This is a genomic window from Streptomyces panaciradicis (assembly GCF_023516615.1).
In the GTDB taxonomy this organism is placed as follows: Bacteria; Actinomycetota; Actinomycetes; order Streptomycetales; family Streptomycetaceae; genus Streptomyces; species Streptomyces panaciradicis.
Genome location: NZ_JAMGBF010000210.1, coordinates 1 through 13,768, shown reverse-complemented (window position 1 = coordinate 13,768; position 13,768 = coordinate 1). Strand labels below are relative to the sequence as shown.

Annotated in this window: 16 protein-coding genes; 7 read left to right on the top strand and 9 right to left on the bottom strand. The window is 71.3% G+C overall.

What is annotated here, in order from left to right; translation table 11 throughout:
* The 4 genes from M8J74_RS41155 to M8J74_RS41140 form a co-directional block, all read left to right on the top strand.
* Positions 1-524, top strand: a 524-nt coding sequence (locus M8J74_RS41155; protein ID WP_249841286.1) for a PAS domain S-box protein, incomplete at its 5' end; no start/stop codon positions are given.
* 9 nt (positions 525-533) lie between these two features.
* Positions 534-1,397 (top strand): ANTAR domain-containing protein, encoded by an 864-nt coding sequence (locus tag M8J74_RS41150; RefSeq protein ID WP_249841285.1) that lies wholly within the window; start codon positions 534-536, stop codon positions 1,395-1,397.
* A 101-nt stretch (positions 1,398-1,498) separates the two neighbouring features.
* Positions 1,499-2,233 (top strand): GAF and ANTAR domain-containing protein, encoded by a 735-nt coding sequence (locus M8J74_RS41145; protein ID WP_249841284.1) that lies wholly within the window; start codon positions 1,499-1,501, stop codon positions 2,231-2,233.
* Between the two features lie 204 nt (positions 2,234-2,437).
* On the top strand, positions 2,438-2,710 hold the full coding sequence (locus tag M8J74_RS41140) for a hypothetical protein (RefSeq protein WP_249841283.1): 273 nt from the start codon (positions 2,438-2,440) through the stop codon (positions 2,708-2,710).
* A gap of 4 nt (positions 2,711-2,714) precedes the next feature.
* Here M8J74_RS41140 and pspAB read toward each other — a convergent pair whose 3' ends face one another.
* From pspAB to M8J74_RS41125, 3 genes are all read right to left on the bottom strand, one after another.
* The gene (gene pspAB, locus M8J74_RS41135) at positions 2,715-3,335 is read right to left on the bottom strand and encodes a PspA-associated protein PspAB (RefSeq protein ID WP_249841282.1); all 621 of its coding nucleotides are present in this window, start codon (positions 3,333-3,335) and stop codon (positions 2,715-2,717) included.
* Positions 3,336-3,338: 3 nt separating this feature from the next.
* Positions 3,339-4,274 (bottom strand): zinc metalloprotease HtpX, encoded by a 936-nt coding sequence (gene htpX, locus M8J74_RS41130; protein ID WP_249841281.1) that lies wholly within the window; start codon positions 4,272-4,274, stop codon positions 3,339-3,341.
* Between the two features lie 136 nt (positions 4,275-4,410).
* Positions 4,411-4,668: an SCO2583/SCO2584 N-terminal domain-containing protein gene (locus M8J74_RS41125; protein WP_249841280.1), complete on the bottom strand. Its 258-nt coding sequence runs from the start codon at positions 4,666-4,668 to the stop codon at positions 4,411-4,413.
* Positions 4,669-4,873: 205 nt separating this feature from the next.
* Here M8J74_RS41125 and M8J74_RS41120 point away from each other — a divergent pair, with 205 nt between their 5' ends.
* Complete coding sequence (locus M8J74_RS41120) at positions 4,874-5,635, top strand: hypothetical protein (RefSeq protein WP_308406185.1); 762 nt, start codon at positions 4,874-4,876, stop codon at positions 5,633-5,635.
* Positions 5,636-5,741: 106 nt separating this feature from the next.
* On the opposite strand, the gene glnA is transcribed toward M8J74_RS41120, so the two are convergent.
* Positions 5,742-7,151: a type I glutamate--ammonia ligase gene (glnA, locus tag M8J74_RS41115; RefSeq protein ID WP_058925731.1), complete on the bottom strand. Its 1,410-nt coding sequence runs from the start codon at positions 7,149-7,151 to the stop codon at positions 5,742-5,744.
* 196 nt (positions 7,152-7,347) lie between these two features.
* Here glnA and M8J74_RS41110 point away from each other — a divergent pair, with 196 nt between their 5' ends.
* Positions 7,348-7,818 carry an RDD family protein gene (locus M8J74_RS41110; protein ID WP_249841278.1) on the top strand — a complete coding sequence of 157 codons (471 nt, stop codon included), beginning with the start codon at positions 7,348-7,350 and terminating at the stop codon, positions 7,816-7,818.
* A 63-nt stretch (positions 7,819-7,881) separates the two neighbouring features.
* Here M8J74_RS41110 and M8J74_RS41105 read toward each other — a convergent pair whose 3' ends face one another.
* From M8J74_RS41105 to lipB, 4 genes are all read right to left on the bottom strand, one after another.
* A complete protein-coding gene (locus M8J74_RS41105; protein WP_249841277.1) occupies positions 7,882-8,583 on the bottom strand; it encodes a DUF4191 domain-containing protein in 702 nt (233 codons plus the stop codon).
* 69 nt (positions 8,584-8,652) lie between these two features.
* A complete protein-coding gene (locus tag M8J74_RS41100) occupies positions 8,653-8,853 on the bottom strand; it encodes an SCO2195 family GlnR-regulated protein (RefSeq protein ID WP_058925734.1) in 201 nt (66 codons plus the stop codon).
* 256 nt (positions 8,854-9,109) lie between these two features.
* Positions 9,110-10,075, bottom strand: coding sequence for a lipoyl synthase (lipA, locus tag M8J74_RS41095; RefSeq protein WP_058925735.1), 966 nt, complete (start codon positions 10,073-10,075; stop codon positions 9,110-9,112).
* A gap of 84 nt (positions 10,076-10,159) precedes the next feature.
* Entirely contained in the window at positions 10,160-10,957 is a 798-nt protein-coding gene (lipB, locus tag M8J74_RS41090) for a lipoyl(octanoyl) transferase LipB (protein ID WP_249841276.1), read from the bottom strand.
* A gap of 255 nt (positions 10,958-11,212) precedes the next feature.
* Between lipB and M8J74_RS41085 the strand changes: the two genes are divergently transcribed.
* Positions 11,213-12,685 (top strand): NsdA family TPR-like regulatory protein, encoded by a 1,473-nt coding sequence (locus M8J74_RS41085; protein WP_249841275.1) that lies wholly within the window; start codon positions 11,213-11,215, stop codon positions 12,683-12,685.
* Positions 12,686-12,838: 153 nt separating this feature from the next.
* On the opposite strand, the gene M8J74_RS41080 is transcribed toward M8J74_RS41085, so the two are convergent.
* The coding region (locus M8J74_RS41080; RefSeq protein ID WP_249841274.1) for an FAD-dependent oxidoreductase at positions 12,839-13,768 on the bottom strand (930 nt) is incomplete at its 5' end.

Below are 13,768 nucleotides of genomic sequence, written 5' to 3'. Positions count from 1 at the left end.
AGTCGAGCATCGAGGAGCTGGAGACCACCAACGAGGAACTGCAGTCCACCAACGAGGAGTTGGAGACCACCAACGAAGAGCTCCAGTCCGGCAACGAGGAACTGGAGACGATGAACGAGGAGATGCGGGTCCGTACCGAGGAACTCGACGAGGCACGCACCTTCCTGGAGGCCGTGCTGACCTCCATCGCCGCAGGAGTCGTCGTCCTCGACCAGAACCTGAAGGTCAAGAGCTGGAACCGCGGCGCAGTCGACCTCTGGGGCCTGCGTCCCGACGAGGTCCTCGACCAGCCCTTCTACGGCCTGGACTTCGGCCTGCCCACGGAGAAGCTGCGCGAGACGATCCAGAGGTGCGTCGACTCCGGCGGGCGCGGGGCTCCGCTGGCCGTGCCGGCCGTGAACCGCCTGGGCCGGGCGATCACCTGCCAGGTGCAGTGCAGCCCGTTCGACGGACACAACGGCGGCGTGGTCCTGCTCATGGAGGAGGACCGGACGACGGACTCCGGGCCGGGGGCCGGGGCGTAGGATTCCGGTATGGCCACCGCAAGCGAGGCCTCGCACCCGCCGACTTCCGCGGAGCGGAAGGCCGCCGCGGCACGCGCGCGCTCCGCGCACGAGGCCGGCCGCGCCGACCGGCACGAACGCCTCGCCCGCGAGTCCGCCAGTCCGTTCCTGCGCGACGCCCACCTGCGGATCGCCGCCGTCCACCGGTCGACGGCGGCCTGTCACCGGACCGCCGCCGAGCTCCAGGACGCCTTCGCCGGCAGGCTCATGGCCTGGGCCTGCCGGCCGGGCAGCCCACGGCCGCTGTTCATGACCAGTGTCGCCAAGGCCTGCGGCAGCGGCGGCGCCGCCCTGACCCTGGTCGGGACGGAGTTCGCGGACCTGGCCCTGGCCGCCTCGGACGAGCCCTCACGGGCCGCCCAGGAGCTGGAGTTCCTGCTCGGCGAGGGCCCCGCCCGGGACGCGACGAGCACGGTCGGCCCGGTGACGGCGACCGGCGACGCGCTGGCGCGGCGCTGGCCCGGCTACGGCCCCGCCGTGGGCGAACTGGGCATCGCCGAGGTGGCCGCCGTACCGCTCAGCATGGACGGGAGCTGCGTCGGAGCGCTCACCGTCTACGACCCGGCACCCGGGGTGGCGGGCACGAGCGCCTTCGCCGAGATCGCCGACGCCCTCACCCGCTCGGTGATCCTCGGCCCGGCCGGCGTGGCCGACCTGTGCGAGGGCATCGACCTGCGGGCCAGGGTGCACCAGGCCGCGGGGATGGTCTCCGTGCAGCTCGACTGCCCGGTGGCCGACGCGCTGGAACTGATCCGGGCGCACGCCTTCGGCGAGGGCGTCCCGGCGCACCGGGTGGCGGAGCGCATCGTGGAGGGAGAGCTGCGACTCGGCTGAGGAACCGGACACCGGAGCCGGAACAGGCAAGACTGGCGGGCGAAGAGCGCGGCCGCGGAGGTCGTCGCTCGCAGTGCGAACGGCCAAGAGGTGGGAGACCGATGACCAAGCCCGTGTCACAGCAGCGGCTGGCGAAGGCGTTCGTCGAGCTGGCCGCGAGCCCGGTCGCCGAGCCGGCCGACCTCACCGGCCTCCTGTGGGCCCTCGCCGAGCACGGAACCGAGCTGTTCGGCGACTGTGCCGCGAACGTCCTGTACTTCCCCGACGGCCAGGCCTCGGCGCAGGTGGCCGGCACCGGTGAGGAGCTGATCGACCTGGCCCGGGACGCCGTCGACTGGGACGAGGGCCCCGGCCCCGAGGCCCGCCGCACCGGCCGCCCGGTACCGGACACCGACCTGGACGGCGACCGGGCCCGCCGCGACTGGCCGCGCTACGCGCGCCGCGCCCGGGAACTGGGCTACGGCCGCGCGGCCGCCGTCCCCCTGCGGGTCGGCGCCGACACCCGGGGCGCCCTGGCGCTGCTGGGCCCCGGACCCACCCCGCTGCGCCCCGGGCTGCTGGAGCTCGGCCAGTCCCTCACCGACGTCGTCGGCTGGACCCTGGACCGGGAGCGCCGCCTGGCCGAGAGCCGTGCCCTCGCCGACCAGCTCGGCCAGGCCCTGACCAGCCGCATCGTCATCGAACAGGCCAAGGGCACCCTCGCGGCCAGTCTGTCCATCTCCGTGGACGAGGCCTTCCAGCTGCTGCGCTCCCACGCCCGCTCCCACCGCCGCCGGCTGACGGACGTGGCCCAGGACGTCGTGGACCGCCGCCTGAAGCTGCCCCCGCGGGGGTAGCCGGCGAAAACGGGATGCACGCAGGGTGACCGGCTTTCTACGCTGGACACGCGGAACGGAGCTGCTCACCACCGCTTGCCGCAGGACAGGCATCACCCTGCGGTCTCAGGGCTACTCTCTACGCACCGACGGCCGGGCGCCCGTCCCCCAGCGCCCCGTCGGCATCCAGAACGCTTCATCGACCCACGTTCACGGAGGCCCGTGATGGGCACCATCTTGATCGCCGGGACCGTAGTGCTGGTCCTCCTGGGATTCGGAAACCACGTCTGGTGGCTGGCCGCCGCCGGCGTGCTGTTCCTGTACCTGCAGTACGGCCGCGACGCGTCGTCGTCGACGTCGGGCGGGGGCGGCTCGTCCGGATCGGCGCCGGCCACCTACCAGGCGTACCGCAAGCGCCGTGACCAGCAGGCCAAGTGGGAGCGCCGCTACCGCCGCGAGCGCCCCCTTCAGGCGCGCCGCCAGGACCGCGCCAAGTGAGGGATCACAGGCCGGGCGCGCCCCAGACCGGGAACCACCGGCTCAGATCCTGCTCCATCCGCAGGTCGTCGGCGAGCGCCGCCTTCACCTGCAGTTCCAGTGCGTTGTCGCGCCGCTGTCCGTCGCCGGGCAGCGGCGCGAACGGGTAGAACGTGCCCCGCTTGTAGAGGTAGACCAGCGCGAGCCGCTTGCCGCCCTCGCCCTCGAAGGAGGCCAGGGAGCACAGCAGTTGCGGTCCGAAGCCGTTGACCTCCATCGAACTGTTCACCGCGTGCAGGTCGTTGACCAGGTCGGACAGCTGGTCGGGGGAGCGGCGCGAGACCAGCCAGGAGTAGCCGTACTTGTCCTGGCTCAGTTCCACCGGGGCCCGTGCCTCACCCTCGGCGTCGCTCGGGCGGGCGGACCCCCATCGGTCGGCGTCCGCGTCCAGCAGGGCCTGGACCTCCCGGTGCGTCTGCTCGAAGGCGGCGCCCTCGACCGTCGCGAAGCACACCGCCCCGGTGCCGGTCGGCGTGAAACCGGCCGCGGCCTCCAGGGTGATGGCCGCCGACGGCAGCGCGAAGAGCCGGTCCAGATCGGGCAGGGCCGGCTTCGTGCGGCCGAGGAGGATGTCCAGGAGCCCCATGCATCACGCCTTTCCGGGGGTTTCGGAGGTTCCGGGGGCCGCCGCCTCGCCCAGTTCGGCGGAGATCCGGCCCAGTTGGTCCAGACGCTGCTCGAGCGTCGGGTGGGTGGAGAAGAACCGCTCGATGCCGGGCTCCTTGCCGGTGGCCGGCGTGAAGTAGAAGGCGTTGAAGGCCTGGGCGGTGCGCAGGTCCTTGGTCGGGATCCGGGCGATGTCGCCGGTGACCTTGGTCAGCGCCGACGCCAGCACGGAGGGCCGCCCGGTCAGCAGCGCCGCCGCGCGGTCCGCGGCCAGCTCCCGGTACCGGGACAGCGCCCTGATCAGCACGAAGCTGATCGCGTACACCGCGGCCGACACCGCCATCACGGCGGCGAAGACGGCGGCGGTGTTCTGGTCCCGGCGTCCTCCGCCGAACAGCTGCGAGTAGAAGGCGAACCGCACGATCAGCCCGGCGATCACACCGAGGAACGAGGCGATCGTGATCACGGCGACGTCCTTGTGCGCCACGTGCGACAGCTCGTGCGCGAGGACGCCCTCCAGTTCGGCGGGCTCCAGCCGCCGCAGCAGCCCGGTGGTCACGCAGACCACCGCGTGATCCGGGTTCCGGCCGGTGGCGAAGGCGTTGGGCATGTCCATCTCGGACACGGCGACCACCGGCTTGGGCATGTCGGCGATCGCGCACAGCCGGTCGACCACGGCGTGCAGCTCGGGATACTCCTCGCGCTCCACGACCCGCCCGCGCATGGCGAACATCGCGATCCGGTCGGAGAACCAGAACTGTGCGACGAACATCGCGGCGACCAGCACCACGACGAGCAACCACGACTTCAGCAGCACGATCAGCGCGGCCACGAAGCCCACGTACAGCAATCCGAGCAGGAACATGGTGACCGTCATCCGCACGGTCAGTCGCCGGTCGCTCCGGAAGCGGCTCTGCATCTGCCTCACCCCGCAGTCAGGCACTCGTCCCGCTGTCCAGTGTGCACCCGCCCACTCCCATGAAGTGGTCCCGAACGGCCCTAGGTGCTGCAAAAGGTCCCTGTGAGAGCCCTGCCCGCCCCGGCCGCGGTCCTGCCTAGTACGGGGCCCGGAACCGCACCCAGCCCAACAGCACGATCACCACCGCCACGCACCCGAAGACGATCGCCGTCGACACCCACGAGGAGCGCCGCGGCTCCACCGGCCCCGGATCGGCACGGAAGGGCTGCGGCTCGGGCGGGTTCTCCCGCCACCGCGCGGCCAGCATCCGGGCCCGCGCGGAGGGTTCCTTGAACTCCGCCCGGTCGGCCCACTTGATGTCGAACTCCCGCTCCTCGTCCCCCGTTTGGGACATCCCCGTATCTCCCCGTCGGTTCCGCGACACTGTCGAACAGCCGTGCAGAAAACCATACGACGGCGCCGCGGCCCCGGGAAACCCAAGCAGCTCCCGACCGTGTCTGACCTGCGCGGATGACGTATCCTCGCCCCACCTGCCATGCCCGCGGCCGGGGTGGGGATTCACGGCTGCGGCGGGCCCGAACATTTGGGGATTCATGCGCATGAAATCCATGGGTGCCGCCCTCGCCGGCGCCCTGGCGCTCTCCGCCTCCGCCGCCCTCGCGCCGCCCGCCTGGGCGACGGAGACCGGCGTGGTGATCCAGAAGCTGTCCGTGAACGGGGGCAAGCCGATCGTCCTCGGCACCTCCCAGAGCGAGTCGTTCACCATCTCCGTGACCGCCTCGGACGACTCGGGGATCAGCAAGGACCTCGCGTTCCTCGGGATCGACCGGGAGGTCGGCGACGACTACTGGTCGTACCACGGCACCCCGACCTGCACCGCGGTCAGCGCCACCACCTCCACCTGCAAGCTCGCCTTCAAGCTCGACTCGGGCTGGGGCGTGCCCCGCAACACCCTCGCCGGCAAGTGGGACGTGACCGTCCAGCTCCAGTCCAAGGACGGCGACCTGTACAACAACGACGGCGCCCCCAAGCACCCGGTCCTGCGCCGCGGCACGCTCAGCGTCAACGCCGGCCCCGAGCCGGTCACCAAGGGCAAGGCGATCACCGTCACGGGCAAGCTGGCCCGCGCCAACTGGGACCGGCGCGTCTACGCCGGTTACACGAACCAGCCGGTGAAGCTGCAGTTCCGCAAGGCGGGCACCAGCACGTACACGACCCTCAAGACGGTCTACAGCAACTCGACGGGCAACCTCTCGACGACGGTCACGGCGGCCGCGGACGGCTACTGGCGCTGGTCCTTCGCCGGCACGTCCACCACGTCGCCGGCCACCGCCGCCGGCGACTACGTCGACGTACGCTGACCGGCGAAAAAGGCCGTCGGCCGTGTCCTTCCGGTGAGGAAGGACACGGCCGACGGCCTTGCCTACGGCCCGGGGGAGCGGAGATCCGCTCCGCCCTGGGGCCACATCACACGTCGAAGTAGAGCTCGAACTCGTGCGGGTGCGGACGCAGCTGCAGCGGGGCGATCTCGTTCGCGCGCTTGAAGTCGATCCATGTCTCGATCAGATCGGACGTGAAGACGTCACCGGCGAGCAGGAACTCGTGGTCGCGCTCCAGGGAGTCGAGGACGGCCGGGAGCGAGGTCGGGACCTGCGCGACGTTGGCGTGCTCCTCGGGAGCGAGCTCGTAGAGGTCCTTGTCGATCGGCTCGGCCGGCTCGATCTTGTTCTTGATGCCGTCCAGGCCCGCGAGCAGCAGCGCGGAGAAGGCCAGGTACGGGTTGCCGGAGGAGTCGGGCGCGCGGAACTCGACGCGCTTGGCCTTCGGGTTCGAGCCGGTGATCGGGATGCGCATGGCCGCGGAGCGGTTGCGCTGCGAGTACACCAGGTTGATCGGGGCCTCGAAGCCCGGCACCAGGCGGTGGTAGGAGTTCACCGTCGGGTTGGTGAAGGCCAGCAGCGACGGCGCGTGCTTGAGGATGCCGCCGATGTAGTAGCGGGCGGTGTCCGACAGGCCCGCGTAGCCGGCCTCGTCGTAGAACAGCGGGTCGCCGTTGCTCCACAGCGACTGGTGCACGTGCATGCCCGAGCCGTTGTCGCCGAAGATCGGCTTCGGCATGAAGGTCGCGGTCTTGCCGTTGCGCCAGGCGACGTTCTTCACGATGTACTTGAAGAGCTGGAGGTCGTCGGCGGCGGCGAGCAGCGTGTTGAACTTGTAGTTGATCTCGGCCTGGCCGGCGGTGCCCACCTCGTGGTGCTGGCGCTCGACCTTCAGGCCGGACCGCTCCAGCTCCAGGGAGATCTCGGCGCGCAGGTCGGCGAAGTGGTCGACCGGTGCGACCGGGAAGTAACCGCCCTTGTAGCGGACCTTGTAACCACGGTTGTTCTCGACCGCACCGGTGTTCCAGGCGCCGGCCTCGGAGTCGATGTGGTAGAAGCTCTCGTTCGCCGAGGTGGAGAAGCGGACGCTGTCGAAGACGTAGAACTCGGCCTCGGGGCCGAAGTACGCGGTGTCCGCGATACCGGTGGAGGCGAGGTAGGCCTCGGCCTTCTTCGCCACGTTGCGCGGGTCACGGGAGTACTGCTCGCCCGTGATCGGGTCGTGGATGAAGAAGTTGATGTTGAGCGTCTTGTCCCGGCGGAAGGGGTCGACCCGGGCGGTCGACAGGTCCGCGCGCAGCGCCATGTCGGACTCGTGGATCGCCTGGAAACCACGGATCGACGATCCGTCGAAGGCGAGCTCCTCGTCCGGGTCGAACGCCTCGACGGGCACCGTGAAGTGCTGCATGACGCCCGGCAGGTCGCAGAAGCGGACGTCGACGAACTTGACGTCCTCGTCCGCGATGAACTTCTTGGCCTCGTCGGCGTTCTGGAACATCCAGCTCCTCCTACTCCCGACCGCCTGCCGGGGTGGTAGTTCGTTCGTGCGGCCAGTGCGGTGGCACACGCTGTTCTCGACCCTAGGGATGGGTGATTTCTCGGGCGTGACCCATTTGTTTCGCACAAGTTAACCGGACGTCGTCCGGTTGACCCCACCTGTCCGTATCCCGAAACGCTGGCAGTACCGTGGACGGGTGGACAAGAGGGAAGCAGTTGGATCGTGGCTCTCCGGCCCCCGCGCGGCCGCCGAGGAAGCCGGTGTGGACTTCGGATACCGCGGTGAGCAGCTCGGCCTGCCGGAGGAGGGGCCCGGTTCGATCGCCCGCCCCGGCCGCAGGTTCGGTGCCCTGGCCGTCGACTGGGGGCTGTGCCTGTTGATCGCATACGGTCTCATCACGCACGGATACCATCCGCAGTCGACCGGTAACTGGGCGCTTCTGGTCTTCTTCGTCCTGGGTGTGCTGACCGTGGGCACCATCGGCTTCACGCCCGGCAAGCGCCTGTTCGGTCTGCGTGTGGTCGCCCTCGGCACGGGCCGCCCCAGCTTCCCGCGCGGCCTGCTGCGCACGGCCCTGCTGTGCGTCGCGCTCCCGGCCCTGATCTGGGACCGCGACGGCCGCGGCCTGCACGACAAGCTGGCCCGCACGGTCGAGGTCCGCGCCTGAACCGCCGTACACGCGAAGGGGCGCCCGCGGCATCCGCGGGCGCCCCTTCGGCACAGAGGGAGATCAACGGGCCTTCGGTCCGCCCTTCGGCAGCTTCATGCCCTTCGGCATCGGGCCCTTGGGCAGCGGCATGTTGCTCATCAGGTCGCCCATCGCGCGCAGCCGGTCGGTGGTGGCGGTCACCTGCGGGCCGGTGAGCACGCGCGGCAGCTTGAGCATGGCCGTGCGCAGCTTCTTCAGCGGGATCTGGCCCTCGCCCGTGCCGACGATGAGATCGTGCACCGGCACGTCCGCGACGATGCGGTTCATCTTCCGCTTCTCGGCGGCCAGCAGGGTCTTCACCCGGTTCGGGTTGCCCTCGGCGACCAGGACGATGCCGGCCTTGCCGACGGCCCGGTGCACGACGTCCTGGCTGCGGTTCATCGCCACCGCCGGAGTCGTCGTCCAGCCCCTGCCGATGTTGTCCAGCACGGCCGCAGCGGCGCCCGGCTGGCCCTCCATCTGCCCGAAGGCGGCACGCTCGGCCCGTCGCCCGAACACGATGGCCATCGTGAGGAGGGCGAGGAACAGACCCAGGATGCCGAGATAGATGGGGTGACCGATCAAGAAACCGATCGCGAGGAAGACACCGAGGATGCTGATGCCGACAGCCGCGAGTACAAGACCGATCTTCTTGTCGGCCTTGCGGGTCATCTTGTAGGTCAGGACGATCTGCTTCAGTCGCCCGGAGTTCGCAGCGTCTGCTGCCGTGTCCTTCCTCGCCATGCCACGAAGTCTACGTGGCCCCGGGAGCGCCGACGACGGCGGTGCCCGGCGGGAAGGGATCGCGAGGTGTCAGGGGCGGACGGTCGTGGTCTGGTCGAGGACGCGCTGCGCCTCGACCCGGTCCTTGGCGCGGCGGCGGTCCTCCAGGACGGAGGTCCACGCGTTGCGCCGGGCGGTGCGCTGGCCGCTGCTCATCAGCAGCGACTCGACGGCACGGAGTGCATCGGTGAACGACGGGATGGCGGTGGCGCGAACGGGCGCGGCCTGCATGATGGGAGTCCCCCTCGAGACTGACGGCTCAGGTGAGTGGTGCACGGGGTGTACAGCCAGGGTCACTGATTGGTGTTACCAGGGCGTGACCGACCGGTCAAACACCGATGAAACCCCGATTCGCGCCAGTTAAACGCCGACGCGGCCCCGATGCCGTCCTCAACTGCGAGGACGTCCGGGACCGCGTCAATCGGCCACTACCCGGCGGTAGTTGCTTGTGCGCAGATTCACACGTTTAGCGTGGCACTGCGTGCCATCACACCGCCTGCGAGGCGATGTACGCACCGCGCTTCTCGACGGCCATCTGGTACAGCCGCCCGGCGCGGTAGGAGGACCGGACCAGCGGGCCGGACATCACACCGGAGAAGCCGATCTGCTCGGCCTCCTCCTTCAGCTCCACGAACTCCTGCGGCTTGACCCAGCGCTCCACGGGGTGGTGGCGCACCGACGGACGCAGGTACTGCGTGATGGTGACCAGCTCGCAGCCGGCGTCGTGCAGCTGCCGCAGCGCGTCGCTGACCTCCTCGCGGGTCTCGCCCATGCCGAGGATGAGGTTCGACTTGGTGACCAGGCCGACGTCCCGGGCCTCGGTGATGACCTTCAGCGAGCGCTCGTAGCGGAAGCCGGGGCGGATGCGCTTGAAGATCCGCGGCACCGTCTCGACGTTGTGCGCGAAGACCTCGGGGCGGGAGGAGAAGACCTCGGCGAGCTGCTCGGGGACCGCGTTGAAGTCGGGGGCGAGGAGCTCGACCTTGGTGTGGCCGCCCTCGCGGTTCGCGGTCTGCGCGTGGATCTGGCGCACGGTCTCGGCGTACAGCCAGGCGCCGCCGTCCTCCAGGTCGTCGCGGGCGACGCCGGTGATGGTGGCGTAGTTCAGGTCCATCGTGACCACGGACTCACCGACGCGCCGCGGCTCGTCGCGGTCCAGGGCCTCGGGCTTGCCGGTGTCGATCTGGCAGAAGTCGCAGCGCCGGGTGCACTGGTCGCCGCCGATGAGGAAGGTCGCCTCGCGGTCCTCCCAGCACTCGTAGATGTTGGGGCAGCCCGCCTCCTGGCACACGGTGTGCAGCCCCTCGCTCTTCACGAGGTTCTGCATCTTCGTGTACTCGGGACCCATTTTCGCCCGGGTCTTGATCCACTCGGGCTTGCGCTCGATGGGGGTCTGGCTGTTGCGGACCTCCAGGCGCAGCATCTTGCGTCCGTCGGGTGCGACTGCGGACACGATGGGCTCCTAGCGATTGATTCTTCGGCGTGCTCAAGCGTACGCCCGTTGATTCGAATGCCTGGCGTCAGTGCCGGTCAGGAGTCATGCCGACGCCTTCTCGATGAGGCGCGGCTTCGGCTCGGCGTTCTCCAGTACGTCCTTCAGGTGCCGCTCCACCACGGGCAGCACCTCGGCGATGGTGATGTCCCGGCCCAGTTCGCCCGCCAGCGAGGCGACTCCGGCGTCGCGGATGCCGCACGGGATGATCCGGTCGAACCACTTGTTGTCGGGGTTCACGTTCAGCGCGAAGCCGTGCATCGTGACGCCCTTGGCCACCCGGATGCCGATCGCGGCGATCTTGCGGTCCTCGCGGCGCTGGCCGGCGTTGGACGGAGCGTACTCGGGGCCGTTCAGACGGGGGTCGAACTCCTCGTCGGTCAGCCGGGGGTCGAAGTCGAGGGACAGGCTGCCCAGCGCCGGCCGCTGCTCGACGGGGTCGCCGAGCACCCACACCCCGCTGCGGCCCTCGACGCGCGTGGTCTCGACGCCGAACTCCGCGCACGTGCGGATCAGCGCCTCCTCGAGACGGCGCACGTGCGCGACGACGTCCACCGGGCGCGGCAGCTTCTGGATGGGGTAGCCCACCAGCTGGCCCGGCCCGTGCCAGGTGATCTTGCCGCCGCGGTCGACGTCGATGACGGGGGTGCCGTCGAGGGGCCGCTCGTTGTCCGCCGTGCGCCGGCCCGCCGTGTAGACCGGCGGATGCTCCAGCAGGATCACGGTGTCGGGGACCTCGTCCGCGAACCGCGCCGCGTGCACCCGGCGCTGCTCGTCCCACGCCACCTGGTAGTCCACGGCCTCGGTGCCGAACCCCATGCGGACGAACCGCAGCTCACTCACGGCAAGCGCCTCCCTGCAAGTCGTAAGGCACGAAACGTGCCTACGCCACTGTACGACTGGCCGTCGCGCGTCAGCCGTGCGGCCAATCCTCACACGATCGGATGAACGAACGGGGAAGTGTGCGACGGCATGCTCACTCTCCGCTACATTCGCGCCGTTCACAGAGGCCATAAGGGCTGCTCACAGGCAATCCGGGCACCTCGGCGGCCAGGTCGGCCCCGGGGTAGGCCCGAAAGGCAGGAGACCGCACCGCAGATGACGGAACGACCCGCGCAGCGCACTCCCAATCGACAGCTCGCCGCGCTCATCGCAGAAGCGGGGTTCTCCAACGCGGGGCTCGCCCGGCGCGTGGACCAGCTAGGTCTCGAACACGGGCTTGACCTCAGATACGACAAGACGTCCGTGACCAGGTGGCTGCGCGGACAGCAGCCCCGCGGCACCACCCCCGCCCTCATCGCCGAGGTCTTCACCCGGCGCCTGGGGCGCAGGCTCACCGCCCAGGACCTCGGGCTCGACGCCTGCGCGCCGGTGTACGCCGGGCTGGAGTTCGCCTCCACCCCCGAGGAGGCCGTCGACATCGTCAGCGGCCTGTGGCGCAAGGACTCCGGCTCGCACGCCGAGCTGCGCAAGATCGCCTTCACGCCGGCCGGGCTGGTGGTGCCCAGCCGGGACTGGCTGATCGGCCGGGCCGACGACCGCGTCGCCCGCGGCGAGCAGCCGCCCGCCGTGCCCGGCGCCGCCCGAGCGGCGGGCGTCCCCAAGATCCCGGTCCAGGGACGCCCGGGCGTCCCGCGCCAGCGCGGCCAGGGCGAACGCGGGCCCGGCCAGCGGGTCACCGGCGGCGACATCGCCGCCCTGCGCTCGGTCGGCGAGCTGTTCCGCACCCTCGACAACATGTACGGCGGCGGGCACGCCCGCCAGGCCCTCGTGCGCTACCTGGAGCACGAGTGCGAGCCGATGCTGCGCGGCGCCTACGGCGAGCAGACCGGCCGCAAGCTGTTCGCGGCCGCCGCCGACCTGACCCGGCTCGCGGGCTGGACGTCGTACGACATCGCCGCCCACGGGCTGGCCCAGCGGTACTTCGTGCAGTCGCTGCGGCTCGCGCAGGCGGCGGGGGACCGGGTGTACGGGGCGTACGTCCTGGTCACCATGAGCCGGCAGGCCGTCTACCTCGGGCACGGGCGCGAGGCGGTGCAACTGGCGCGGGTGGCCCAGCAGGGCGCCGGCACCAGCGCCCCGCCGGTCGTGCAGGCGCTGCTGCACGCGGCCGAGGCGCGCGGGCACGGCGTGCTCGGCGAGGTGCGCAACTGCACGGCCTCGCTGGTGCGGGCCGAGCGCGCGCTGGAGGCGGCCCGCTCGGGGGACGACGTGCCGTACTGGGCGCGGTTCTTCGACGAGGCGCAGCTCGCCGACGAGTTCGGGCACGCGCACCGGGACCTGCAGCAGTTCCGGGCGGCGGCGCAGCACGCGGAACGCTCGCTGCAATTGCGGGGGCCCGCGTACGCCCGCAGCCGGCTGTTCTGCCGCGTGGTGCTGGCCTCCGCCCGGCTCGGCCTGGGTGAGCTGGACCAGGCCTGCGCGCTCGGGGCGGAGGCGGCGGGTGCGGCGGCGGAGATGCGGTCTGTGCGGGCCACGGAGTACGTCAGGGACTTCGAGCGCCGGCTGGAGCCGTACAAGGACTCGGCGCAGGTACGGGGGTACCGCGACAAGGTCGCTGCGCTGGGCTGAGGGGCCGCGGGCGGGGCGGGGGGATCGCCGTGACGGCGGGGGTGACGTGCCGGGTGCGGCGCCGTCGTGGCCGGTCGCGCAGTTCCCCGCGCCCCTTTCGGGGCGCGTTCGGTGCGGCGGCGTGATGGGCGCGGGGAAACTTCGGGGCGCTTGCTAGGCGGCCTGGGGTGTGGGGAGGGGGTCGGACCTGTTGAGTGACAGGGTTGCTCCGAGGTCCTTCAGGATCGCCGTCGTCGCTCGGTGGGCCGAGTGCAGGGCTCCCTGGACCGTGCTGGTGTCCCGGTGGTCGCCGCACACGTACAGGCCGGCCAGCAGGCGCACCGGGCGGCGCAGGTCGTGGGGCGGGCGCATGGCCGGGACGGCCTCCGCGGTGTGGTGCACGGCGAGGGTCTCCCAGCGGCGGGTCGAGGTGCCGTAGAGCCGCGACAGGTGCATGCGGACGGCGGTGTCGAGGTCGGCCGGGGGCGGTCCCAGGACCGTGGAGGAGATCAGGGCCCGGCCCGCGGGGGCCCGGCTCGGGTCCACCGCGCTGACCACCGCCGTGTGGGCGACCGGACCGCCGCGGTCGGCGTCCAGGAGCAGCGAGGCGCCCGTCGCCGGCGCCTCGTCCGCCGAGTGGTGGACCACCGTCAGCTGGTGGAAGTCCGGGACGCGCAAGCCCGGCAGCAGCTCGGCGGCGGCCCGCGCGTCGGTCGCCAGCAGCACCGCACGGCAGCGGATCTCACCGTGCTCGGCGGTGGCCACCGCGTTGGTGGAGACGGAGGTGACCCGGACCCCGGTGTGCACGGTGCCCGGCGGCAGCGCCCGCCTCAGCAGCTCCGGCAGCATCTCGGCACCGCCCTCCGGCACGCACAGCCGCCCGCCCGCGAACGAGCGCAGCGCGAGATCCGCGCACCGGCTGGACGTCGTCAGCTCCGGGTCGCACAGCAGCGCCGCGAGCAGCGGACGCAGGAAGCCGTCCACGGTGCGGGCGGGCACACCGCGCGCGGCGAGAGCCTCGCGGGCGGGCAGCTCCGGCCGCGCCAGCAGCCGTCGCACCGGCATGGCCGCGAGCCGGGTGAGCGCCGCGCCGAGCCGGGCCTG